This window comes from Streptomyces sp. 2A115 (assembly GCF_052245575.1).
In the GTDB taxonomy this organism is placed as follows: Bacteria; Actinomycetota; Actinomycetes; order Streptomycetales; family Streptomycetaceae; genus Streptomyces.
Genome location: NZ_JBQQCG010000127.1, coordinates 1 through 24,597 on the forward strand (window position 1 = coordinate 1; position 24,597 = coordinate 24,597).

The following is a 24,597-nucleotide window of genomic DNA, read 5'->3' on the forward strand; positions in this document are numbered from 1 at the left end:
TGCTGCCGATGGGGTGGACCGGCGGCAGGTACACCACGTCGAAGCCCATCTCCGCGATCGCCGGCAGCCGCCGTGCCGCCGTCCGGAACGTGCCGCTGACCGGCGGCTTGTCCGGCTCGATCACCGCGCCCTCCGAGCGCGGGAAGAACTCGTACCACGAGCCGTACAACGCCCGCTCCCGCTCCACCAGCAGCTGCGACTGGTCGGAGACCGAGACGAATTCGCGCAGTGGGTGGCGGGCCAGCACGTGGTCCACGTCGGGGGTCAGCGCGGCGGCGAGGCGGGCAGCGGCGGGGCGGTCGGTGTCGCGCAGGGCGTCGACGGCCGCGAGGAGCGCGTCACGGCGGCCCTTGCTCTTCGGCACGCCGGTCGCGGCCCGCTCGTACAGCAGCGCGCCCTCCTCCAGGACCAGCTCCGTGTCCATGCCCGCCGGGATCTTGATCTGCGCGTGGTGGCGCCAGGTGGTGATCGGATCGCCCCAGGCCTCCACCGTGTAGGTCCACCGGCCCGGCTTCGGTACGGAGACGGTGGCGCCCCAGCGGTCCGTGCCGGGGGCGAGTTCGCGCATGGGCGTCCAGGGGCCGGTACGGCCCTCCGGGTCGCGCAGGACGACGTTCGCGGCGACCGCGTCGTGCCCCTCGCGGAAGACCGTCGCGGAGATCTCGAAGGATTCGCCCACGACGGCCTTGGCGGGGCGGCGGCCGCCCGCGACGAGGGGGCGCACGTCCAGGACGGGTATGCGCCCGATCAGCGGGCCGCCCCCGGGGGCGGGGGTGGCGGCTGGGGTGACGACTGGCGTGACGGCGGTGGTCTTCGAGGGCGCGGTGTTCGCTGGTGCGGCTTCCGCTGGTGCGGACTGCGCGGGTGCGACTTCCGCGGGTGCGGACTGCACGGGGCGCACTTCCGCTGGTGCGGACTGCGTGGGGGAGGACTTCGCCGTTCCGGACTTGGCAGTTCCGGATTTCTCGCTCTTGTCGGTCTTGTCGGTCTTCTCGGTTTTCGCGGGCTTCTCCGGCTTCTCCGGCTTCTCCGGCTTCTCGGACTTCGCGGTCCTGCCCTTCTGCGGTTCGGGCCGGTCGGCTTTCGCCCCGGGGTCGGGGGGTGCGGTGGTGCCGGGCGTCGGGGGTGATGACGAGTTGTGCGTGGCGGGCATGACCGCTCCTGTCCGCGTCAACGTGGGTGGGCGGATGAGGGTGTGGGGAGGTGGGTCCTGCGGGGCGTACCGGTGGAGCCTTCCCATGCTTTTCGGGTGGGCAATCCGGCACTTTGTTAACTACTCGCGCGTATGTCTACACACAAGACCGGCCTCGTCCGGTGAGAATCCACCAAGGATCTGTCAAGGATCCGCTGACGATTCGCCAGACGAGGCCGGTCTGTGAACGCGCAATTACTTAGGGGTTGTTGACTTGCAGGAGCTTGTTCGGTGTACCGAGGCCCGCACCGGATATCTTGCCGGTCGCGGCCCGTTCGGCGAGAGCCTTGCTCACATCGGCGGGTGTCGCCCAGGCGTTGTCGGCCAGATAGAGCGCGGCCGCGCCCGCGGCATGGGGCGACGCCATCGACGTACCGGAGAAGGTGGCTTTGCCCGTGTCGCTCGCGTAGGAAGCGGAAGTGACGTTCACGCCGGGAGCGAACAGATCGAGCCGCGCGCCCCAGTTGGAGAAGTCCGCCCGAGCGTCCCTCTTGTCGCTCGCTCCGACGGTGATTGCCTCCTTGACGCGGGCCGGTGAGTAGAGGCTCGCCGGGAGGCCGTCGTTGCCGGCCGCCACTGCGTAGGAGACACCGGACGCGATGGAGTTGCGTACGGCGGCGTCCAGTTGCGCGTCCGCGAGCCCGCCCAGGCTCATATTGGCCACGGCGGGCTTCTGGGCGTTCTTCGTCACCCAGTCGATGCCCGCGATGAGCTGCGAGAGCGTGCCGGCCCCTTCGTTGTCGAGCACGCGGACGGCGACGATCTTCGCCTGTTTCGCGACGCCGTACGTGGTGCCCGCGACGGTGCCGGCCACGTGCGTGCCGTGGCCCATGCCGTCCTGGGCGGTGGCGTCGTTGTCGACGAAGTCCCAGCCGTAGCTCGCCCGGCCGCCGAACTCCTTGTGCGTGACGCGTACGCCCGTGTCGATGACGTACACCGTCACACCCTGGCCCGCGGACTCCGGCCAGGTGTAGCTGCGGTCCAGCGGGAGGTCCTGCTGGTCGATGCGGTCGAGGCCCCACGGCGGGTTCGACTGCTGGTGCTCGACGGCCACGGTGGCGTCCTGCGAGACCGCGGCCACCTGCGAGTCGGCGGCGAGGCGCTTGGCCTGTCGCGCGTTGACCTGCACCGCGTAGCCGTTGAGTGCGGTGCTGTAGGTGTGGCTGATTTTCGCTCCGTACTTGGCGGCGATGGCCTTGCCCGCCTTCGACGGAGCTTTCGTTCCCCCTTTGAGCGTGACGATGTAGCTGTCGCTGACGGAGCCGGCTCTGCCGGCGCCGAGGATCTGCCCCTGGGGGGCGGCGTCCGCGGGCAGGGTGATGGCCGAAAGCACCGTGGCCGTCATGACCGCGGTGAAGCCTCCCGCCCAGTGCAGCCGCCGCTTGCGCGTCACTGCCATGGTCTGAGTTCCCCTCCTCAACTCGGCGTACTCCGACCAAAGTTGCGCGCGCCCTTCGTCGGGACTTCGGCAGGCCTCGCGGGGCCCTGGACAGGCCTTGAGGGGCCTCGGCCGGATCGCCACTTGGCAGCTTCTCGTGTGGTGTGAAGTGCCACAAGGTCGTACGAGGGGGCGGAATCGGCCATATCGCCCGTGGGGTACATGTGAAGATTGCGATGATGCGGAGGCGCGTAGGCGCGATGAAGATTGGCCTGAAGATTGCGCCGCTATCCAGCCGAACTCGGGTGCGTCGGCGCGAAGTTGATCGCCGAGTGGGGCCCCGGCCGCCCATGCGCCGTAGTTGCGGAGGCACCCTCGCCGCTACCGTCGTGGGTGACAGAAGGGCGCACACGGGTGTGCGTCCTTCAAGGCCCAACAGGGCCGAGGCCCTGGTACGTCCTCCGTGAAGGTGGAAGCTCGTGAAGGCCATCCGCAGATTCACCGTGCGTCCCGTACTCCCCGAAGCCCTTCACCCACTCAGTGACCTGGCGCGCAATCTGCGCTGGTCCTGGCATGCCGAGACCCGTGACCTCTTCCAGTCCGTGGACCCCGAGCGCTGGGCCGACTCCGAACGCGATCCCGTGCGTCTGCTCGGGAGCGTGTCGACCGGACGGCTCGCCGAGCTCGCGGAGGACCGGCGCTTCCTGCGACGGCTGTCCGCGGCCGCCGACGACCTGAACGACTACGTGACCGGCGACCGCTGGTACCAGTCCCAGTCCTCCGAGCTCCCCGCCGCCATCGCCTACTTCTCACCCGAGTTCGGCATCACGGCCGCGCTGCCGCAGTACTCCGGCGGCCTCGGCATCCTCGCCGGGGACCATCTCAAGGCGGCCAGCGACCTCGGCGTACCCCTGATCGGCGTCGGACTCCTCTACCGGCACGGCTACTTCCGCCAGTCCCTGTCCCGGGACGGCTGGCAGCAGGAGCACTATCCGGTCCTGGACCCGAACGAACTCCCCGTGTCCCTGCTGCGTGAGCCCGACGGCACACCCTGCCAGGTGTCGCTGGCCCTGCCCGGCGGGAAATCCCTCCACGCCCGCGTCTGGCTGGCCCAGGTCGGCCGGGTCCCGCTGCTGATGCTCGACTCGGACGTCGAGGAGAACGACCTCGGCGAACGAGGCGTGACCGACCGGCTGTACGGCGGCGGCAGCGAGCACCGGCTGCTCCAGGAGATGCTGCTCGGCATCGGCGGGGTGCGCGCGGTGCGCACGTACTGCCGTCTGACGGGCCACGCCCAACCCGAGGTCTTCCATACGAACGAGGGCCATGCGGGATTCCTCGGCTTGGAACGAATTCACGAACTTTCTTACGAGGAAATGGACTTCGACGCCGCACTGGAGGCGGTCCGGGCCGGCACGGTCTTCACGACCCACACCCCCGTGCCCGCCGGAATCGACCGCTTCGACCGGGAACTGGTGGCCCGGCATTTCGGCCCCGAAGCGGAACTCCCGCGTATTGATGTCGAACGCATTCTGCAACTGGGAATGGAGACATATCCGGGCGGCGAGCCGAACCTTTTCAACATGGCGGTGATGGGCCTGAGGCTGGGCCAGCGGGCCAATGGGGTTTCGTTGCTGCACGGGCACGTCAGCCGGGAGATGTTCTCCGGGCTCTGGCCGGGCTTCGACCCCGACGAGGTGCCGATCACCTCCGTGACGAACGGGGTGCACGCGCCCACCTGGGTGGCGCCCGAGGTGTTCCGGCTCGGCGCCCGCCAGATCGGCGCGCAGCGCACGGAGGACGCGATGACGGTCGGCGGCTCCGACCGCTGGGACGCCGTCGCCGACATCCCCGACCAGGACATCTGGGAGCTCCGCCGCGTCCTGCGCGAGCAGTTGGTGGTCGAGGTACGGGATCGGCTGCACGCGTCCTGGCGACAGCGCGGCGCCGGTACGGCCGAACTGGGCTGGATCGACGGCGTGCTGGACCCGGACGTACTGACGATCGGCTTCGCGCGCCGAGTCCCGTCGTACAAGCGACTGACCCTGATGCTGCGGGACAGGGACCGGCTCATGGACCTGCTGCTGCACCCCGATCGCCCGATCCAGATCGTGGTGGCGGGCAAGGCACACCCGGCCGACGACGGCGGTAAACGCCTGATCCAGGAGCTGGTGCGGTTCGCGGACGACCCGCGCGTACGCCACCGCATCGTCTTCCTCCCCGACTACGGCATGGCGATGGCGCAGAAGCTCTACCCGGGCTGCGACATCTGGCTGAACAACCCGCTGCGCCCGCTGGAGGCATGCGGGACGTCGGGCATGAAGGCGGCCTTGAACGGTTGTTTGAACTTGTCCGTCCTGGACGGCTGGTGGGACGAGTGGTTCCAGCCGGACTTCGGCTGGTCGATCCCCACGGCGGACGGCACGGCGGTGGACGACGACCGCCGCGACGAACTGGAGGCGTCGGCGCTCTACGAGCTGCTGGAGCAGAGGGTGGCTCCGCGCTTCTACGAGCGGGGCGAGGCCGGCCTCCCGGACCGCTGGATCGAAATGGTCCGCCAGACGCTCACGCTGCTGGGCCCGAAGGTGCTGGCCGGCCGCATGGTTCGCGAGTACGTGGAACGCCTCTACACTCCGGCGGCCCACGCCCACCGCGCCATGGACCCCGCCTCCGCACGGGAGTTGGCGGTGTGGAAGTCCCGGGTGCGTGCGGCCTGGCCGCACGTCACGGTCGACCACGTGGAAACGACGGCCGCCACACCGACCGCCGAACTCGGCTCGACCCTCCTGCTCCGGGTACGTGTCGGCCTGGGTGACCTGGCTCCGGACGACGTCGAGGTCCAGGCGGTCTCGGGCCGCGTCGACCTGGAGGACCGCATCGAGGACGGCGCGGCGGTACCGCTGAAACCGGCGGGCGGGCCTGACCTGGAGGGGCGGTGGGTGTACGAGGGGCCGCTGTCCCTGGACCGCACGGGGCCCTTCGGGTACACGGTGCGGATTCTGCCTGCGCATCGGTTGTTGGCGTCCGGTGCGGAGGTGGGGCTGGTGGCTGTGCCTTCGGAGGGGATGGTGGAGGGGGCGGGGGTTTTGATGAGGTGAGGGGTACGGGGCCATCCACTCGGGGTGAAGGACCTGAGACGTGCTTGAGATTGAGACGTTCCTGAAGGGCGCGGATGGTGGGTTCGTGCAGGTGGAAGCCTGCCGTACGCCGCCGCCCGACCTTGACTACATTGAAGGTGCCATTCGGCTGTCCGTTGATGGATTGGAAATCATCGGTACTGAAGAGTGGGACTACGTTGACCAGCTCTGGTGTTACATCGCTGAGATGGTGACGAAAGTGCAGTCGTCGGGTTACGCAGAGACATATTTCCCGGATCAGCCGATCAAGCTCTCTCTTCGGGTGACGGGGATCCGCGTCTTGGTATCTGCCGATGTCGGCGAAGGCGTCCGGCGCGTGAACGCTTCATCCGCAGATTTCTTGGCTGCCGTTAAATCGGCTGGGTTGAGCTTCTTCGAGAAGATGTCCGAGCTCGCCCCTGATAGTTTGTATGCCGAGGCGCAGCAGCGGCTGTCAGTTTGACCAAGCCAGAGGCCCAGCCGGGAATTCTTGAATCCGGAGGGGCCTCTGGGGCTCTTGACTGCAGTGCGCAGCGGCCCCGGCTTTGGCGACGGACCGCGCGGCATAAGGTCGGCCCACCATGACCGAATACACGACCTATGGCACCAGCACGCACACCGCGAGCGAGTTGGCTCAGATTGTCAGCAGACGCCTCAGGGTGATTTTCACCGAGCGCGACAGTGACTTTCTCGGCGTCTACTACGCAGCCGACTACTCGGATGGGCAGATGCGGATTCAGCCCAACCTCATTCCAGGCGACGGCGACGAAGACAACCTCTACGCGTCAGAACACCCAGCGATCCACGTGCTTTTGCTGACCACCACCTCGGCTCCTGCCCCCGTCCTGCAAGCGCGCCTGGAGTCCATTGACGGGCTCGTCCGCCTGGACCACACGGCCTGGTGAACCACTGTCGCGGGACTTCGACCAGGTCCGCGTGAAACCAGTACAGGGAGAAGAGCGCGAGTGTCACCCCGCTCGTGTCGTATCCCGGCTCGGACAGCAAGTGCCGGATGCGCTCCAGGCGTTCGAGGTCGCCGGTCCCGCGGCAGGCTGTCGTCACTTTGACCTCGCCCAGTCGGGTGATGCGGGCCCGTGGTGCCTGGGGGCGTTCACCGAGGGCAAGGGGGACGACGTCGACTTTCGCGTTTGGTCCGGGTTCGGGGACCGCTGTCGTGCCGACCGGGCCGGGGAGGCCGTCCGAAAGGAGCGCGTGGGCGTGCCGGCGGGTCCAGTTCAGCGCTGCTTTAAGCAGGCCGCCTTCTGAAATGTGGTCTGGTTTCGTAAGCGGGAGCCAGCGGCTCAGATTGGCCGTGCTGCCGCACAGGCGGCGGCATGATGGGGCCATGCGGACTCAACCTGTGCTCGTCTTCGACGGAGACTGCGGCTTCTGCACTACGTCGGTGAGGTTCGCGGAGCGACGTCTCCGGCCTCGTTGTGAGGCCGTTCCCTGGCAGTTCGCGGACCTGGAGGCGCTTGGCGTCGCCCGGGAGCGAGCCGAGCATGAAGTGCTGTGGGTGACTCCGACCGGAACGGTCCACGGCGGCGCCCAGGCCATTGCGAAAGCACTCCTGAGCGCGGGTAGAGGATGGCCGCTGCTGGGTGCGCTGCTTACGCTGCCTCCCATCCGGTGGGCTGCCCATGGTCTTTACCGGCTCGTCGCGAGCAATCGTCAGCGCATGCCAGGAGGTACAGCGGCGTGCGCCCTGCCCAGCCATCGCAGGCAAGGGCCGTAGCCCTCCCTATTCGGCATCGGTGGCCTTGATGATTTGGCCGCTCTCGTCGATGGTGTGGGTGCTCCAGTAGGTGTCCCATTTATCGCCCACATGCTCGGGGACTTTCCCTTCCGGATAGCGGACGTACCCCTTCGGCGGCTCCTCGTTGTTGGCCACGCATGCGCTGCCGGTGCTGCCTACAGCCATGACCGGATATTCGCCGCCGCCGCAGCTCGCGTCCTGGGACGAGCAAGCGGTCAGCATGGCGGCGGTCACGCAGGCCAGTGCGAGGCCCACTGCGGACCGGATCGGGCGACTGTTGATCGTGGGCAACGGGCCGTGAACTCGGCTCGGTATACGCACAGTTGGCTCCCCCTGGATGGCTTGTGCGGCCAGCCTGCACGATGCGAGAAGCACCGATCATGAGTACTCGTACTCAGATGCGTCGCCCGGCCTACCTGGATTGCTCCCAACCGATCTCCTCCAACTGATCGCTTCCGACGGCCAGTTGTCAGTGCCGGATGGGAAACTGCCCGGCGTGATCGAATCGAAAGCGAAAGAGGATCTCCTCCACTATCTGCAAGCCGCACGCGAAGCCCTGCTGTGGAAGATGGAGGGGCTCTCGGAGTACGACATCCGCCGCCCCTTCACGCCGACCGGCACCAACCTGTTGGGGATGGTCAAGCACATCGCCGGTGTGGAGCTGGGGTACTTCGGCGACACCTTCGGGCGGCCGTTTTTCGACGAGCCGCCACTCTGGTACGGGGAGGGTGCCGAACCGGGCGCCGACATGTGGGCCACCGCGGACGAGTCGCGCGAACAGATCGTCGGGCTGTACCAGCAGGCGTGGAAGCACGCGGACACCACGATCGCCACGCTGCCGCTCGACGCGATCGGTCAGGTCTCGTGGTGGCCGGAGGAACGAAGGGAGACCACACTGCACCACGTTCTGGTGCGCGTGATCGCCGATACCAACCGGCACGCCGGCCACGCGGACATCGTCCGGGAGCTCATCGACGGGGCCGTCGGGCTGTGGAAAGGGAAGGACAACATGCCGGCAGGTGATGAGGCGCGGTGGGAGGACTACCGACGGCGACTGGAGCGCGCGGCGCGGGAAGCCGGACGTAGCTGATCCCGCCATCCCGCGCACGCCACCCCAATCCCGCACGGCCGTTGGGGAAGGTGGGCGGCGGTCGTCGGCATCCGTGACTCCAAGGGCATCGATCGACGGCCCGTCGTCGACCCGGCCACCGCGTGGGCGGCGCTCGTCGCCCACGGCGCCCGCTGGCAGAACACCACCCCGCACGCAGGCTGCAACTCCCGTATCGCCGGGCAGCCCGCGGTTGGCGTATGTTCCCTCAGCGCGCGCTCTTCTGCGGGCGATTCTGTTTTCGTGCCTGTGGGGGGCTCTCGTCGTGTCCGCATCCAGCGATCTCCATCCGCGTCCAGCGCTGCCCAGCCGGGTGTCACCACCGCCGCGGTTCCTTCTGGTCGGGGTGTCGGCGCTGCTCGCGGCCGTCGCCCTCAGTGACCTGTTCGCCGTCTACGCCGGCGTCCGGGAGTACACGCTGATCGAAGAGGAAGGAGGCTTCGCTTTTGCCTCGCAGCAGGAGTTGGCCGATGCCGATGCGCTCTACTGGACGGCAGGGCAGCTCCAGGGCGCCACGTTCCTCGCCTGCGCGATCGGCTTCATCGTCTGGTTCCACTGGATGCGCCGTTACGCCGGGGTGCTCGGGCCGGACAGGTTCCGCAACGGCCCCGGCTGGGCGATCGGATCCTGGTTCATCCCGCTGGCGAACTTCTGGATGCCTTATCGGATCGCCGTGGACATGTGGGGAGCCAGCACGCGATTGCCGGCAGACGGCGAGCCGTACAAGGTCTCCTTCTGGCCGGTGAATCTGTGGTGGGGCCTGTTCGTCACGACGACCTTGTTCCAGCGGTATGCCGGGCAGCGCTACGAGAACGCCGAAGCCCTCGCAGAGATCCGGGACGCCGTTCTCCTGGTGATGGTCTCCGACATCCTGGAAGTGGCCGCGGCGGCGGCCGCGGTGCACTTCGCCGTCCGGCTGACGGCCATGCAGCGGCTGAAGGCGGCTGAAGGGCCGTACGTCTCGGCCTGAGAGGCGATCCGCTTATCCAAGCCCCGTTTGCTCATACCCGCGCCCTGCGGCACGCTCGGAGACACCGGGCGAGTCACACCCCGTACGACGTCTCCAGATCCACCAGCAGCAAGTCCCCCCTCCCGCGGATTCTCGTACCGGTCACCCTTTGAGCTCCCCGCACATCCGCCTCAACACCACCCCACACCTCCGCGCATACGCATGCTGCAACCCCCGAGTCGCCGCCCCACCCGCCTTGGCGTACCACTTCGCCGGCCGGCTGAAGGCCGTGATCGTCAGCCAGACCGTGCCGTCGCCCGTGCGGTCCACCACGAAGGCCTCCTCTCCGCATTCCGGGTGGCCGGGGAGGGTGCCGTAGGCCCAGCCGGCGCGGCGGGGTTCGTCCACCGTCCAGACGATGCGGCAGGGGGCCTTGATCAGGGGGCCGAGGCCGACCGTGACATCGACGCCGGGAGCTGCCTGATCCGCGTCGGTCGTGATCGTGACGCCCACCGCTCGGTGGAGTTCCCAGGTCATGACGGCCTGGGACGCTGTTTTGAAGACGTCGTGGCCCTCGCCGATGATGGTTCGGACGTGCAGGGGGTGGAAGCCGGGCGGGCAGCGGCCTTCGCGGGTCGCGCCCACGTCCTCGTACGTGAAGGGCATGGGACCCAAGAGTAGGGCGGTACCCGGGAATGCCTTCGTCCCGGGTACCGCCCAGTGCCCCTCAGGAGCCGATCGACGTGGCGCTCGGCCGAGCGTCAGCTCACGTTGACCGCGGACCAGGCAGCCTGGACCGCCTTGTACTCCGTGCTGGTGGAGCCGTACAGCGCCGACGCCGCGTTGAGGGTCGCCGTGCGGGCCCCCGCGTACTTCGTGGTGGACGTCATGTACTCGGTCAGCGCCTTGTACCAGATCTTGACCGCCTTGTCGCGGCCGATGCCCGTGACCGTGGAGCCGTTCGAGGTGGGGGAGTTGTAGCTGACTCCGTTGATCGTCTTCGCGCCGCTGCCCTCGGAGAGGAGATAGAAGAAGTGGTTCGCGGGCCCTGAGGAGTAGTGGACGTCCAGGCCGCCCAGGCTGGAGGACCAGCTGTCCTTGGAGTCGCCGTCCTTGCTGGGCTTGTCCATGTAGCGCAGCGGGGTGCCGTCGCCGTTGATGTCGATCTTCTCGCCGATGAGGTAGTCACCCACGTCGGACGAGTTGGCCGCGTAGAACTCGACGGCCGTGCCGAAGATGTCGGACGTCGCCTCGTTCAGGCCGCCGGACTCGCCCGAGTAGTTCAGGCCCGCGGTGTTCGACGTGACGCCGTGCGTCATCTCGTGGCCCGCCACGTCGATCGACGTCAGCGGCTTGGTGTTGCCCGAGCCGTCGCCGTACGTCATGCAGAAGCAGCTGTCGTCCCAGAAGGCGTTCACGTACGCGTTGCCGTAGTGGACGCGGGAGTAGGCGGCCTTGCCGTCGTTCTTGATGCCGCTGCGGCCGAGCACGTTCTTGTAGAAGTCCCAGGTCACCTGCGCGCCGTAGTGGGCGTCGACGGCGGCGGTCTGGGTGTTGGAGGCCGCGCCCGTGCCCCAGGTGTCGTCGGCGTCGGTGAAGAGCGTGCCGGTGCCGGACGTGCCGCGGTTGAGGTTGTACGTCTTGTGGGCGCCGCGGGACGTGTCGTTGAGCTGGTACGTCGAGCCCGAGAGCGAGGTTCCGATGGTGACCTTGCCGCTGTACTGGCCGTTGCCCGTACCGGTCTGGACGGCCTCCCACTCGTACAGCTTCTTGCCCGTCTCCGCGTCCGTGACGACGTGCAGCTGCTGCGGGGTGCCGTCGTGCTGGAAGCCGCCGACGACGGTCTCGTACGCGAGGGTCGGGGTCCCGCTCGCCGCCCAGACGACCTTGCGGGGCGCCTTGTCGGCCTCCGACTTGGTGCTGCCCTCCGCCTTCGCGGCCTTCAACGCCTGCTTCTCGGCGGTGGACTTGGTGATGCCCGGGGTGACGTCGGTGACCTTGATGGTGGCCTTCGTCGCCTTGGTGACGCCCTCGGTCTTGCCTGCCTTGGTCTCGTGGACGACCAAGTCGCCGCCGAGGACCGGGAGTCCGGCGTACGTGCGCTCGTAGCGGGTGTGTGTCGTGCCGTCCGCGTCCTTGATGACGTCTCTGACGACCAGCTTCTCCTCGGCGCCGAGGCCTATCTCGTCGGCCGTCTCCGGCGTCGCGGCGTCGGCCTTCTGGATCAGGCTCGTGCGGGCGGCCGCGGACAGCTGGACCGGGGCGCCGGCGAGGGGCGTCTCGCCGGCCGTCGAGGCCGAGGTCTGGGCGGAGGCCGTGGTCAGGCCGGTGGTGATGAGGGCTCCCGCCGCGACGGCGGTGGCGATGGCGAGAGTGGTGCGCTTGTGACGCGCGTAGACAGAAGTCAACGCAAGCTCCTTCGTGGGGGGTTGCCCGACGGGCATGGGGGATCCGTCGGACGCTGTGAAGTTGCGGTGCGGGTGTTCCGTGCGAGGTGAACGTTGCCAGTTGAGGCGCGTACATGTCAGTGGGGCATATGGATGTTGGCCGGAAAACGTCCGTTGCCCGAAGGGCGGCGTACGCATTGCGGACTTGATCGCTCGCAAAGCCCAGGCAAATGCGAGGCAGGGGTGCGGTAAGGGCACGACAAAGGGGCGGCAAAGAGGGCGCCGCCCCGGGGAGTTGGATCTCCGGGGCGGCGCCGTGTTCGCGCGAGGCCCGCGCGCCTAGGTCTGCCTAGGTCTGCGGGAAGGTCAGCTTCCAGCTGTTGATGGTTCCGACGTCCTGCGCCGCCTGGTCCTGCACCTTCAACTGCCAGGCGCCGTTGGCTACTTCGGAGGACGCGTCGACCGTGTACGGCTCGCTGACGTCGTCCGCCGAGTCCGAGGAGCTGAAGGGCTTCAGCCGGTAGCTCGTGCCGTCCGGGGCCACGAGGTCGACGACCAGGTCACCGCGCCAGGTGTGCGAGATGTTCGGTGTGACGATCAGGTTCGAGGGCGCGTTGCCGGTCCGCCCGGAGACGGTGATCGACGACGTCACCGCCGCTCCGTTGTCCGGAATCGATACGGCGGTCGTGTTCTCGAACGACGTGCCGGTCTCGCCCCCGCCGTCGCCGGGCCGCGTGCCGACGTTGATGCCCGCCCAGGCGTTCTGCACCGCGGTGTACTCGGCGCTGTCGGTGCCGTACAGCTCACCGGCGACCGCGAGCGTGCCGGTGCGGGCCGCCGCGTAGTTGGTGGTCGTCGTGAACTTCGTGGTGAGCGCCTTGAACCAGATCAGCGCCGCCTTCTCGCGGCCGATGCCGGTGACCGGAAGGCCGTCGGAGGTCGGGGAGTTGTAGCTGACTCCGTTGATGGTCTTCGCGCCGCTGCCCTCGGACAGGAGGTAGAAGAAGTGGTTCGCCGGGCCCGAGGAGTAGTGGACGTCGATCGAGCCGATGCCGGAGTACCAGCTGTCCTTGGACGCGCCGTCGCTGCTCGGCTTGTCCATGTAGCGCAGTGGCGTGCCGTCGCCGTTGATGTCGATCTTCTCGCCGACCATGTAGTCGCCGACGTCGTTCGCGTTGTCGGCGTGGAACTCGACGGCCGCGGCGAAGATGTCGGAGGTCGCCTCGTTCAGCCCGCCCGACTCGCCGCTGTAGTTGAGGCCCGCGGTGTTGGAGGTGACGCCGTGCGTCATCTCGTGCGCCGCCACGTCGATCGAGGTGAGCGGCTTCGCGTTGCCCGAGCCGTCGCCGTACGTCATGCAGAAGCAGGAGTCCTGCCAGAAGGCGTTGACGTAGTTGTTGCCGTAGTGGACGCGGGAGTACGCGCCGACGCCGTCACCGCGGATGCCGTTCCTGCCCTGCACGTTCTTGTAGTAGTCCCAGGTCAGGGCGGCCCCGTAGTGGGCGTCCGCGCCGGCCGTCTCCAGGTTGGCGGCGGCGCCGTTGCCCCATATGTCGTCGGGGCCCGAGAAGAGGGTGCCGGTGCCCGACGTACCGCGGTTCAGGTTGTACGTCTTGTGGCTGCCGCGGGCCGTGTCGGTGAGGTTGTACGTCGACCCGGACTGGGCGGTGCCGAGGGTGACGCTGCCGCTGTACTGCGTGTTGCCCGTGCCGTTCTCGACGGCCTGGTACTCGAAGAGCTTCTCGCCGGTGGCCGCGTCGGTGATGACGTGCAGCTCGTTCGGGGTGCCGTCGTGCTGCAGCCCGCCGACCACCGTCTCGTACGCGAGCGTCGGCTTGCCGCTCGCCGCCCAGATCACCTTGCGCGCGCCGTCCGCCTCGGTCTTCTTCGACCCCTCGGCGGCAGCGGCCTCGAGCGCCTGCTTCTCGGCGGTCGCCGGCTTCACCACGGGGCTGGTGGTGATGCCCTTGAGCTGGGCCTTCGCGGCCCGCGTGACGGCTCCGGTCTTCCCCGACCTGCCGGTCTCGACGACCAGGTCGCCGCCGAGGACCGGGAGTCCGGCGTACGTGCGCTCGTAGCGCGTGTGGACCGTGCCGTCGGCGTCCTTGATGACGTCACGGACGACGAGCTTCTCCTTGGCGCCGAGGCCCAGTTTCGCGGCGGTGTCCGCCTTGGCGGTGTCGGCGTCGCGCAGCAGCTCGGCGCGCTGGGCGGGGGAGAGCTTGACGGCCAGGGCGCCCTTGTCGAGCTTGCCAGGGGCGGGCTTGGCGTCGGCGGTGGCCGCGCCCGTCTGGACGGCCGCGGCGAGCAGAGCGGTGACGGCGACGAGCGCGCCGGCGGCGACCCTGCGGCCGCGGCGGGTGGCGCGGGAGGTGCTCGCGGTGGGGGACGCTTCTGCGGCGTGTGACGTGTTCGCGGTGTGGGAGGTGTGTCTGTGGGAGGTGCGTCTCAACACGGACTCCTTCTGCGTGGCCACGGATCGCTCGCGCGGCCAAGGGGGGACCGGACGGTTGGGGGCCGTCCGGGCAGAACAAGGCGGAACGCGGAACCACTTGCGTGAGGCACGTGCGGGCGTGCGTGGGGGGTGATGTGGCGCCACAGCGGGAGGGCGAAGTTGTGGGGTTGCTGTGATGCGATCGTGGAAAGAGTGGCAGGGGAGAGCTATCTCTGTCAGGTGCGCATCAAGAAGTTGGCCGGAAACGGTTCGTTGTCCGGATGGTCATGTTCGGTATACGAACCCTTTACGGCAACGGACGAGAAGGCCGGAATCCTCGGGCTTCAGCCCGAGGAGCGAGTCAAACGAGGCTGTCCCGCCACGCCTGATGCAGGTCCGCGAACCTGCCCGTGTCCGCGATGAGTTGGGCGGGGCTGCCGTCCTCGACGATGCGGCCGCGTTCCATGACCAGGACTCGGTCGGCGATCTCGACGGTCGACAGACGGTGGGCGATGACGACCGCCGTGCGGCCGCGCAGGACGGTGTGCATCGCGCGCTGGACGGCCCGTTCGCCGGGGATGTCCAGGGAGCTGGTGGCCTCGTCGAGGATGAGGACCGCCGGGTCCGCGAGCAACGCCCGGGCGAACGCGACGAGTTGGCGCTGGCCGGCCGAGATACGGCCGCCCCGTTTGCGTACGTCCGTGTCGTAGCCCTCCGGCAGGGCGCTGATGAAGTCATGGGCGCCGATGGCCTTCGCGGCCCGCTCTATGTCCTCACGGGCGGCGTCCGGGCGGCCGATGGCGATGTTCTCGGCGACCGTGCCGGAGAAGAGGAAGGCCTCCTGCGTCACCATCACCACACCCCGGCGCAGCTCGGGGACCGAGAGCTCGCGCACGTCGACGCCGTCGAGGAGGACCCGGCCGGCCGTCGGGTCGTAGAAGCGGGCCAGGAGCTTGGCGAGCGTCGACTTGCCCGCGCCCGTGGAGCCGACCACGGCGACCGTCTGGCCCGCCGGGAGGGTCAGCGAGAAGGGCGGGAGCACCTCGCCGCCGGTGCGGTACGTGAAGCGGACGTCGTCGAAGACGACCTCGCGGCCTGGGTGTTCGGAGGCCAGCTCCGGCAGGGCGCGCGGTTCCGCGGGCTCCGGCACAGAGGGGACCTGGGCCAGCAGGCCCGCGATCTTCTCCAGTGAGGCGGCCGCCGACTGGTACGAGTTGAGGAACATGCCGAGCCGGTCGATCGGGTCGTACAGACGGCGCAGATACAGGACCGCGGCGGCCAGCACGCCCAGCGCCAGGGAGTCCGATGCCACCCGGTACGCGCCCCACAGCACCATGCCCGCGACCGCCGTGTTGGCGACCAGCCGGGAGCCGACGACATAGCGGGCCATCTCCAGGATGGCGTCGCCGTTGATGCGTTCGTGGCGGTGATTGAGTACGCGGAAGTCATTGTCGTTGGTCTCCTCGCGGCGGAACGCGCGCACCGGGCGTATGCCGTTCATCGTCTCCGCGAACTTCACGATGACGGCGGCGATGGCGGTCGAGCGGAGACCGAAGATCCGTCCGGCGCGATGCTGGTAGAGGCGGATGAGGAGATACAGCGGCACGAACGAGGCCACCGCGACCGCGCCCATGCCCAGGTCGAGCCAGAGCAGCATCGCCGAGATGTAGACGAAGGACAGGATGACGGTGACGAGTTCCTGGAGGCCCTCGCTGAGCAGCTCGCGCAGTGACTCGACGTCCGTCGTGGAGCGGGAGATGAGACGGCCAGAGGTGTAGCGCTCGTGGAAGTCGACGCTGAGCGCCTGTGCGTGCCGGAAGATCCTGCCGCGCAGGTCGAGCAGGACGTCCTGGTTGACCCGGGCGGACGCGAGGACGAAGGCGTACTGGAGTCCGCCCGCGGCCACCGCGGACAGCACGTAGCCGACGGCCACGGCGATCAGCGGGCCGTGGTCGCCGCCTCGGAAGGCGGGTACGGCGCGGTCGATGGAGTACGCCACGAGCAGCGGGCCCGCCTGCACCGCCGCCTGCTGGAGCAGGAGCAGGAGCGCCGCGAGGACGACGCGGGCCTTGAGTGGCGCGAGCAGGGAGCGCAGGAGGGTGGACGTGGCGCGCGCGGGAGAGGGGAGGGTGTCGCGGTCGAAGGGATCGCCGTCCTTGTGCGGAGGTGTCGGCTGCACTTCGTTCTTGCGCCCGTTGCGCCCGTTGCGCTTGTTGTGGTTGTTGGGGTTGTTGTCGTTCTCGTCGGGCGGCGCGGTGGTCGTGGGCGCCGTCATCGGGTGTCCTCCTCAGTCGTTCCCTCTGCTGTTCCCTCTGCTGTTCCGGACATCAGCCAGGCGTATTCGGCGTTCGTGCGCAGGAGTTCGTGGTGGGTGCCGACCGCGGCTATGCGGCCCTGGGAGAGCAGCGCCACGCGGTCGGCGAGCAGGACCGTGGACGGGCGGTGGGCCACGACGAGCGCGGTCGTCTCCGCGAGAACGCGGCGCAGGGCCGCCTCCACGAGGGTCTCCGTGTGGACGTCCAGGGCGGACAGGGGGTCGTCCAGGACGAGGAAGCGGGGTCGGCCGACGACCGCCCGCGCCAGGGCGAGACGCTGACGCTGGCCACCGGAGAGGCTGAGGCCCTGCTCGCCGACCTGCGTGTCGGTGCCCTGGGGGAGCGCGTGCGCGAAGTCCGCCTGCGCGACGGCCAGGGCTCGCGTCAACTCGGCCTCCCCCGCACCGTCTTCGGCGCCCATGAGGACGTTCTCACCCACGCTCGCGGAGAAGAGGGTGGGCTCTTCGAAGGCCACGGCCACGAGGGCGCGCAGGGTTTCCCTGGACATCTCGGTGATGTCCACGCCGTCCAGGGTGATACGGCCCCGTGTGACCTCGTGCAGCCGGGGGACGAGAGCGGTGAGCGTCGTCTTTCCGGTGCCGGTGGCTCCGACGAGCGCCATGGTCTCGCCGGGGAGTATGTGGAGGTCAATGCGGTCGAGGATGGGGGTGCTGTCGGCGGGGGCGTCCGGATAGCGGAACTGGACGGCGTGGAACTGGAGCCCGCCGGCACCGGCAGCGGCACCCGGACGGGCACCTGCGGTCGCACCAGAGCCCGCAGCTGCACCAGAACCCGAACCCGCAGTCGTGCCCGAACCCGAACCCGTAGTCGGGTCCGAACCCGCGCCTGCGCCCGAACCCGATCCCGTAGTCGGGTCCGAACCCGCGCCTGCGCCCGAACCCGAACCCGTAGTCGGGTCCGAACCCGCGCCTGCGCCCGAACCCGATCCCGTAGTCGGGTCCGATCCCGCAGTCGTGCCCGAACCCGATCCCGTAGTCGGGTCCGATCCCGCAGTCGTGCCCGAACCCGATCCCGTAGTCGGGTCCGATCCCGCAGTCGTGCCCGAACCCGAACCCGTAGTCGGGTCCGAACCCGCGCCTGCGCCCGAACCCGATCCCGCAGTCGTGCCCGAACCCGATCCCGCAGTCGGGTCCGAACCCGCGCCTGCGCCCGAACCCGATCCCGCAGTCGGGTCCGAACCCGCGCCTGCGCCCGAACCCGATCCCGCAGTCGGGTCCGAACCCGAACCTGAAGTCGGGTCCGAATCCGCACCTGCACCCGAACTCGCAGTCCCGCCCGCGCTCCCCGACGTCGACGCCGACTCCGACCCCGACTCCGGCTCCCCGTCCATCACCTCGAAGTACCGCTCCGTGGCCGTCGCCGCCTCCTGGCTCATCGCCAGCAGGAAGCCGATCGACTCGATGGGCCACCGCAGGGCGAGGGCCGTGGAGAGGAAGGCGACCAGCGTGCCGGTGGAGAGGTCGCCGTCGGACACCTGAACCGTGCCCAGCACGAGCGCCGCGCCGATGGCGAGTTCGGGAAGGACGGTGATGGCGCCGTAGATGCCGGCGAGGAGACGTGCCTTGACGAGTTCCGTGCCGCGCAGGGTCCGGGAGAGCTCCCGGAAGGCGAGGGCCTGGCTGCGATGGCGGCCGAATCCCTTGATGATCCGGATGCCGAGCACGCTCTCCTCGACGAGCGTCGTCAGATCGCCGACCTGGTCCTGGGCCCGCCGCGCCACCTGCGAGTACCGCTTTTCGAAGAGCCAGCAGAGCGCCACGATGGGGACGGCGGGCGCGAGCAGGACGAGCCCGAGCGTCCACTCCTGGGCCAGCATGATGATGATGCCCACGACGACCGTCACGCTGTTGACCAGCAGGAATGTCAGTGGAAAGGCGAGGAACATCCGCAGCAGCATCAGATCCGTCGTACCCCGCGACAGCAACTGACCCGACGGCCAGCGGTCGTGGAACGCGACCGGCAGCCGCTGCAGATGCCGGTACAGATCCGCCCGCATGCCCGCCTCGACCCCGGCCAGCGGCCGGGCCACCAGCCACCGCCGCAGCCCGAAGAGCACCGCCTCGACGATCCCGAGCAACAGCAGAAACAATGCCCCGAGCCACACCCCGCCCGTATCGCGGTCGGCCACCGGCCCGTCCACGATCCACTTCAGGACGAGCGGGATCACCAGCCCCGTGCACGAGGCGACGATCGCGACGACCGCCGCCGTGAACAGTCGGGCCCGCACGGGCCGCACGTACGGCCAGAGGCGCAGCAGACTGCGTACGGCGGAACGGCCCTTGGCCGGCTCGGCTTCTTGGGCTTCTTCGGCTTCCTTGGTGGGTGCGGCTGTCGTGGGCATCATCAGTGAGCCTACGGATCGGCACTGACAACGCCCACCGAGTTTTGGCCGCGCCTGGATCCGCCGCTGGTCCTACGACCTGCGCGTTCGAGAGGGTGTGCGCCGGGTTCGCGGCCGGAGCGCGTTGCTGTCCGCGCACATGGGGCTCTACGGCGCCGCCGCCGTACTGTCGGCGCTGCCGGCGCTGTCGGTGGGCCGGATCGTGTTCGACGTGCACCTGCCGCGCCAGCCCTTCGGATAGGTACTGGCGCTGCTGCTCGCCGTGGCGGTCGCCCTCGCCAAAGGACCGGGCGGCGGTGGCGGTGTACGACCGGACGGACTGAAGACCGCCAGAATTCAGCCTCTCCGGCGTTTGAGGAGCGGGGGTTCGGGGGCCGGCCCCCGACGGGGTCTGGGGCGGAGCCCCAGGGGATGGGACGGGTAGGGGCGGCGGGGGCGAAAACCCCCTCACCCCACCACCCGCAGCAACAAAACCGCCCGAGCCGCCACCGTGATCACCGCACCCGCCCGATGCACCACCCCCGGCGACTCCCCCTGCTCCTCCCTCGACGTATCGACGACCACCTCGTACCCCTCCGCCCACGGCGACCCCGGAAGGGCAAAGCTCGCAGGCCGGTCCCCGGCATGGAGCACGGCGAGGAAGCTGTCGTCGACGACCGGCACGCCCCGAGCGTCCCGCCCCGGTATGTCCCGGCCGGACAAGTACATCCCCAGCGTGGCGGCAGGCGCGTACCAGTCCTGTTCCGTCATCTCCGTACCCCGAGCCGTGAACCACGCCAGGTCCCGCAACCCATCGACCGAATGCGCCCGCCCGGAGAAGAACGCCCGCCTCCGCAGCACCGGATGCGCGTGCCGGATGGCGATCAGGCGGGACGTCAGGTCGAAGAGGGCCCGCCAGCCGGGATCCTCCAGCAGATTCCAGTCGATCCAGCTGATCTCGTTGTCCTGGCAGTACGCGTTGTTGTTGCCCCGCTGGGTACGCCCGAGCTCATCACCCGCGACCAGCATCGGCACCCCCGTGGACAGCAAGAGGGTGGTGAGGAGATTACGCAGCTGACGGCGCCGCAGACCCTGTATGCGAGCGTCCTCGGTCTCCCCCTCCGCGCCACAGTTCCACGCCCGGTTGTCGTCGGTGCCGTCCCGGTTCCCTTCCCCGTTGGCCTCGTTGTGCTTGCGCTCGTACGACACCATGTCCCGCAGGGTGAAGCCGTCGTGGGCCGTCACGAAGTTCACCGAGGCGTAGGGCCGCCGCCCGCCCCACGCGTAGAGGTCACTCGACCCCGACAGCCGGTACCCGAGGTCCCGTACGTCCGGCAGCGCGCCCCGCCAGAAGTCCCGTACGGCATTGCGGTAGCGGTCGTTCCACTCCGTCCACAAGGGAGGGAACGCGCCCACCTGGTAGCCGCCCGACCCCACGTCCCACGGCTCGGCGATCAGCTTCACGCGCCGGAGCACCGGATCCTGCGCGATGACGGCGAGAAAGGGGGACAGCATGTCGACGTCGTGCATCGACCTCGCCAGCGCCGCCGCCAGGTCGAACCGGAAACCGTCCACCCCCATCTCCGTCACCCAGTACCGCAGCGAGTCCGTGATCAGCCGCAGCACATGCGGCTGCACGACATGCAACGTGTTGCCACATCCCGTGTAGTCCGCGTATCGCCGGGCATCGCTCTGCAACCGGTAGTAGCCGCGGTTGTCGATGCCCCTCAGCGACAGCATCGGGCCCAACTCGCCCGCCTCCGCCGTGTGGTTGTAGACCACGTCGAGGATGACCTCGATCCCGGCGGCGTGCAGCGCGCGCACCATGCGCTTGAACTCGCCGACCTGCTGTCCGGTCGTCCCGGAGGCCGCGTAGCCGGCGTGTGGCGCGAAGTAGCCGATCGAGTTGTAGCCCCAGTAGTTCTTCAGGCCCCGCCGCAGCAGATGGTCCTCGTGAGCGAACTGGTGCACCGGCAGCAGTTCGACGGCCGTCACCCCGAGCGCCACCAGGTGCTCGATCGCGGCGGGGTGCGCCAACCCCGCGTACGTGCCCCGCAGTTCCTCCGGGATCCCGGGATGCAGTTTCGTGAATCCCCGTACGTGCAGCTCGTAGATGACCGAGTCCGCCCACGGCGTCTTCGGGCGGCGGTCGTCCGACCAGTCGTCGTCATCGTGGACGACGACGCCCTTGGGGACGTACGGCGCGGAGTCCCGGTCGTCGCGCACGGTGTCCGCGACCTGCTGCTGGGGCCAGTCCCGGACATGCCCGTACACCTCCGGCGGCAGGCTGAAATCCCCGTCCACCGCGCGCGCGTACGGGTCGAGGAGCAGCTTCGCCGGGTTCCAGCGCGCCCCGGTCCACGGGTCCCAGCGGCCGTGCACCCGGAAGCCGTACCGCTGCCCGGGCCGTACGCCGGGCAGGAAGCCGTGCCAGATCTCGTGGGTCAGCTCGGTCAGCGGCGCCCGGGTCTCGGTGCCGTCGTCGTCGAAGAGACACAGCTCGACCGACTCGGCCCCGCCCGCCCACAGCGCGAAGTTGGTGCCCGCGACACCCTCGGGTCCGGTCCGGAAGCGTGCCCCGAGTGGGGTCGGCGCGCCCGGCCACACGGGTATGGCCGGCGGCGTACGCGGACTGCCGTTCAGTACGGGGGCCGACTGCGCGGGCAGCCCCTTGTCCGGGGCACGCCCCTCCCGCACTGCCTCCTGCTCGGCTGCGCTCGACACCTGACGGCCTCCTGCGGCTCGGTTGAAGCGACGTGATTGCGCACAGCGTCCCGGCCGCGGCTCCGCCTCGCGTCGTCCTCCCCACTGTTCTGCCCAGAGCCGGGCTCGCACTCACGTTTCCCCAGCAGGGGGCTAGGGGAAGTGAGGCACGCCCGCGCGCCGCCCCACTTCCCCGAGACCGCTTGGTCGTTGGGCCCCACGTGATGCACGTACAGACGCGCGCCCGGCGCGCAGGGGCCGCGCTGGCCGCCGTACTGACATGGGCAGGGCTGCTGGCCGGAGCCGCGGGATGCACCTCGCACGGCCTCGACGGGATGCTCGGCAAGCCCCGTTCGCCCGAGGACGTGATCCGCGTCTCACCGGACGACGGCAGCAAGGCCGTGCGCCCTGGGGAGGGTCTGGAGGTACGGGTGCGGGCCGGCCGCCTGGAATCGGTGAAGGTCGTCAGGTCCCAGGACGCGCGGGAGTACCCGGTGCCGGGCCGGATCGGCGAGGACGGCATGACGTGGCGGCCCGACGAGCCCGCACTCGCGCTGGCCGCCAGGTATTCGGTGGACGCGGTCGCGATCGACGGCCACGGCCGGCGGACGGCACGGCACACGACGTTCACGACACACGTGCCGGACGAGCGGTTCATCGGATACGTCACTCCGGAGCACCGTTCCACGGTCGGCACCGGCATGATCGTCTCGCTGGAGTTCAACCGTGAGATCGAGAACCGGGCGGCCGTCGAGCGCGCGATCCACGTGACGTCCAGGCCGAAAGTGGACATCGCCCCGCACTGGTTCGGCAGGGGCCGCCTCGACTTCCGGCCCGAGAAGTACTGGAAGCCGGGCACGAAGGTCACGGTCGGCCTGCGGCTGCGGGACGTCCAGGCGGCCCCGGGCGTGTACGGGCTCCAGCACAGGACCTTCTCCTTCACGGTCGGCCGCAGCCAGGTCAGCCTCGTCGACGCCGCCGACCACACCATGGAGGTGCGCCGCGACGACGCACTCCTCGCCACCGTGCCGATCACCGCGGGCGCCCCCAAGAGCACCACGTACAACGGGAAGATGGTGGTCACCGAGATGCTCGAGGTGACCCGGATGAACGGCGCCACGGTCGGCTTCACCGACGCCGACGGCAAGGGCGAGTACGACATCCCGGACGTCCCGCACGCGATGCGGCTCACCACCTCCGGGACCTTCCTGCACGGCAACTACTGGGCGCGGGACGTGTTCGGCACGGCCAACGTCAGCCACGGTTGCATCGGCCTGCGCGATGTGAAGGGCGGCAGCTCCGCGACCCCGGCGGGCTGGTTCTTCGACCGCAGCCTCATCGGTGACGTCGTCGAAGTCGTGCACAGCGATGACAAGAAGGTCGCTCCGGACAATGGACTCGGCGGGTGGAACATGGGCTGGAAGGCCTGGAAAGCGGGCTCCGCGATGAGGTAGGCCGACATAGGGGTACGCATACGACGGGCTTCGGCTGCACCATGAGCGAGGGCACTTGGAACTGAACAGTGACAAGCCCGGGAGGTCACAGCTCCTGACGGTGTGATTAATTAACGCGATACGCGCGGGTAACGCGCTGGGGGGGCCTGATCAAGGCCGTGCGAGGGGAGAAGGAACTTGAACGGGCGACCGATATCGGGGGCATCGGTTGGTGCGCGTACACGGGGCGGCAAGGGGGTCCTGGCGCTGTTGCTGGGGGTACTGCTGCTCGTTGTGACCGCGTGCGGTGGGGGAGGGGACTCGGACTCCGGTTCCGGGTCGGGCAAGGGCAAGGGGAACGACAAGGGTTCCGGCCAGGCGGACACCAAGGTCTCGCAGGCTGTCGTGACCGTCGCCCCGAAGAACGGCGCCGACGGCGTGAAGACGAGCGGCGCGCTCAAGGTGACGGCGGCCAAGGGCAAGCTGACCGAGGTCACGGTCAAGGACACCAAGGGCAACCCGGTCACGGGCGAGATAACCGGCGGCGGAGCCACGTGGACGCCGTCCACCCACCTCGCCTCGGCCACCAAGTACCAGGTCCACGCGGTGGCCAAGGACTCCAAGGGCCGTGAGGCCGCCGAGGAGGCCGCGTTCACCACGCTGACCCCGAAGAACACCTTCGTCGGCATCTTCACGCCCGAGGACGGTTCCAAGGTCGGCGTCGGTATGCCCTTCTCGATCAACTTCACCCGGGGCATCACCAAGCCCGAGGACGTCGAGAAGGCGATCGACATCAAGACCGAGCCGGCGGTCGACGTCGAGGGTCACTGGTTCGGCAACGACCGCCTCGACTTCCGCCCCGAGAAGTACTGGAAGGCCGGCACGAAGGTCACCGTCAGCCTCAACCTCGACGGCGTCGAGGGCAGGCCCGGCGTATACGGCGAACAGGCCAAGACGGTGAAGTTCACGATCGGCCGCAGCCAGGTCTCCACCGTCGACGTCAAGACCAAGAAGATGACGGTCAAGCGGGAGGGCAAGGTCATCAAGACCATCCCGGTCACGACGGGCAAGCCGGGTTACGAGACCTGGAACGGCCAGATGGTCATCAGCGAGCGCCTCAGGGTGACCCGCATGAACGGTGAGACGGTCGGCTACGGCGGCGAGTACGACATCAAGGACGTGCCGGACGCGATGCGCCTGACCACCTCCGGCACGTTCATCCACGGCAACTACTGGGGCGGCGACGCCTTCGGCAACTACAACGCCAGCCACGGCTGCATCGGCCTGCGGGACATCCGAGGCGGCGGCGACCGGCAACTGCCCGCGGCCTGGTTCTTCGACAACTCGATGGTCGGCGACGTGGTGACCGTGAAGAACTCCAACGACGCCACCGTCGCGCCGGACAACGGGCTCAACGGCTGGAACATGTCCTGGGAGAAGTGGAAGGCCTAGGCCTTCGGCGCGTACGGGCCCGGGGGGGTTTTT

Annotated in this window: 19 protein-coding genes; 10 read left to right on the forward strand and 9 right to left on the reverse strand. The window is 69.0% G+C overall.

Annotation, left to right across the window (positions count from 1 at the left end; translation table 11 throughout):
* Positions 1-1,153, reverse strand: a 1,153-nt coding sequence (locus tag ACTWQR_RS52065) for a maltotransferase domain-containing protein (protein ID WP_443234379.1), incomplete at its 3' end; no start/stop codon positions are given.
* 238 nt (positions 1,154-1,391) lie between these two features.
* The gene (locus tag ACTWQR_RS52070) at positions 1,392-2,591 is read right to left on the reverse strand and encodes a S8 family peptidase (RefSeq protein ID WP_443234380.1); all 1,200 of its coding nucleotides are present in this window, start codon (positions 2,589-2,591) and stop codon (positions 1,392-1,394) included.
* 458 nt (positions 2,592-3,049) lie between these two features.
* Here ACTWQR_RS52070 and ACTWQR_RS52075 point away from each other — a divergent pair, with 458 nt between their 5' ends.
* The 4 genes from ACTWQR_RS52075 (at position 3,050) to ACTWQR_RS52090 (ending at position 7,421) form a co-directional block, all read left to right on the forward strand.
* Complete coding sequence (locus ACTWQR_RS52075; protein WP_443234381.1) at positions 3,050-5,668, forward strand: glycosyltransferase family 1 protein; 2,619 nt, start codon at positions 3,050-3,052, stop codon at positions 5,666-5,668.
* Positions 5,669-5,708: 40 nt separating this feature from the next.
* Entirely contained in the window at positions 5,709-6,149 is a 441-nt protein-coding gene (locus tag ACTWQR_RS52080; RefSeq protein WP_443234382.1) for a hypothetical protein, read from the forward strand.
* A 118-nt stretch (positions 6,150-6,267) separates the two neighbouring features.
* Entirely contained in the window at positions 6,268-6,591 is a 324-nt protein-coding gene (locus tag ACTWQR_RS52085; protein WP_443234383.1) for a hypothetical protein, read from the forward strand.
* Positions 6,592-7,031: 440 nt separating this feature from the next.
* Positions 7,032-7,421 carry a thiol-disulfide oxidoreductase DCC family protein gene (locus ACTWQR_RS52090; RefSeq protein ID WP_443234384.1) on the forward strand — a complete coding sequence of 130 codons (390 nt, stop codon included), beginning with the start codon at positions 7,032-7,034 and terminating at the stop codon, positions 7,419-7,421.
* Positions 7,422-7,427: 6 nt separating this feature from the next.
* Here the strand turns inward: ACTWQR_RS52090 and ACTWQR_RS52095 are convergent, their stop codons facing one another.
* A complete protein-coding gene (locus ACTWQR_RS52095; RefSeq protein WP_443234396.1) occupies positions 7,428-7,664 on the reverse strand; it encodes an SCO0607 family lipoprotein in 237 nt (78 codons plus the stop codon).
* Here ACTWQR_RS52095 and ACTWQR_RS52100 point away from each other — a divergent pair.
* The 3 genes from ACTWQR_RS52100 to ACTWQR_RS52110 all read left to right on the forward strand — a co-directional run bounded on the left by ACTWQR_RS52100 (position 7,606) and on the right by ACTWQR_RS52110 (position 9,520).
* Positions 7,606-7,743 carry a hypothetical protein gene (locus ACTWQR_RS52100; RefSeq protein ID WP_443234397.1) on the forward strand — a complete coding sequence of 46 codons (138 nt, stop codon included), beginning with the start codon at positions 7,606-7,608 and terminating at the stop codon, positions 7,741-7,743. The two genes, ACTWQR_RS52095 and ACTWQR_RS52100, sit on opposite strands and share 59 nt — an antisense overlap.
* 195 nt (positions 7,744-7,938) lie before the next feature.
* Positions 7,939-8,532, forward strand: coding sequence for a DinB family protein (locus tag ACTWQR_RS52105; RefSeq protein WP_443234385.1), 594 nt, complete (start codon positions 7,939-7,941; stop codon positions 8,530-8,532).
* Positions 8,533-8,815: 283 nt separating this feature from the next.
* Complete coding sequence (locus ACTWQR_RS52110; protein ID WP_443234386.1) at positions 8,816-9,520, forward strand: DUF4328 domain-containing protein; 705 nt, start codon at positions 8,816-8,818, stop codon at positions 9,518-9,520.
* 141 nt (positions 9,521-9,661) lie between these two features.
* Here the strand turns inward: ACTWQR_RS52110 and ACTWQR_RS52115 are convergent, their stop codons facing one another.
* The 5 genes from ACTWQR_RS52115 to ACTWQR_RS52135 form a co-directional block, all read right to left on the reverse strand.
* The gene (locus ACTWQR_RS52115; protein ID WP_443234387.1) at positions 9,662-10,165 is read right to left on the reverse strand and encodes a DUF1990 family protein; all 504 of its coding nucleotides are present in this window, start codon (positions 10,163-10,165) and stop codon (positions 9,662-9,664) included.
* 95 nt (positions 10,166-10,260) lie between these two features.
* The gene (locus tag ACTWQR_RS52120) at positions 10,261-11,907 is read right to left on the reverse strand and encodes a M4 family metallopeptidase (RefSeq protein ID WP_443234388.1); all 1,647 of its coding nucleotides are present in this window, start codon (positions 11,905-11,907) and stop codon (positions 10,261-10,263) included.
* A gap of 328 nt (positions 11,908-12,235) precedes the next feature.
* On the reverse strand, positions 12,236-14,341 hold the full coding sequence (locus tag ACTWQR_RS52125; protein ID WP_443234389.1) for a M4 family metallopeptidase: 2,106 nt from the start codon (positions 14,339-14,341) through the stop codon (positions 12,236-12,238).
* A 340-nt stretch (positions 14,342-14,681) separates the two neighbouring features.
* Complete coding sequence (locus tag ACTWQR_RS52130) at positions 14,682-16,595, reverse strand: ABC transporter ATP-binding protein (protein ID WP_443234390.1); 1,914 nt, start codon at positions 16,593-16,595, stop codon at positions 14,682-14,684.
* Positions 16,592-18,997: an ABC transporter transmembrane domain-containing protein gene (locus tag ACTWQR_RS52135; protein ID WP_443234391.1), complete on the reverse strand. Its 2,406-nt coding sequence runs from the start codon at positions 18,995-18,997 to the stop codon at positions 16,592-16,594. Before ACTWQR_RS52135 ends, ACTWQR_RS52130 begins: the two co-directional genes overlap by 4 nt.
* 97 nt (positions 18,998-19,094) lie before the next feature.
* Here ACTWQR_RS52135 and ACTWQR_RS52140 point away from each other — a divergent pair, with 97 nt between their 5' ends.
* The gene (locus tag ACTWQR_RS52140) at positions 19,095-19,238 is read left to right on the forward strand and encodes a hypothetical protein (RefSeq protein WP_443234392.1); all 144 of its coding nucleotides are present in this window, start codon (positions 19,095-19,097) and stop codon (positions 19,236-19,238) included.
* 206 nt (positions 19,239-19,444) lie between these two features.
* On the opposite strand, the gene glgX is transcribed toward ACTWQR_RS52140, so the two are convergent.
* A complete protein-coding gene (gene glgX, locus ACTWQR_RS52145; RefSeq protein WP_443234393.1) occupies positions 19,445-21,700 on the reverse strand; it encodes a glycogen debranching protein GlgX in 2,256 nt (751 codons plus the stop codon).
* 200 nt (positions 21,701-21,900) lie between these two features.
* On the opposite strand from glgX, the gene ACTWQR_RS52150 reads away from it, so the two are divergent.
* Positions 21,901-23,133, forward strand: coding sequence for an Ig-like domain-containing protein (locus ACTWQR_RS52150; RefSeq protein WP_443234394.1), 1,233 nt, complete (start codon positions 21,901-21,903; stop codon positions 23,131-23,133).
* 177 nt (positions 23,134-23,310) lie between these two features.
* Positions 23,311-24,564 (forward strand): L,D-transpeptidase, encoded by a 1,254-nt coding sequence (locus ACTWQR_RS52155; RefSeq protein WP_443234395.1) that lies wholly within the window; start codon positions 23,311-23,313, stop codon positions 24,562-24,564.
* The last annotated feature ends 33 nt before the right edge of the window (positions 24,565-24,597 follow it).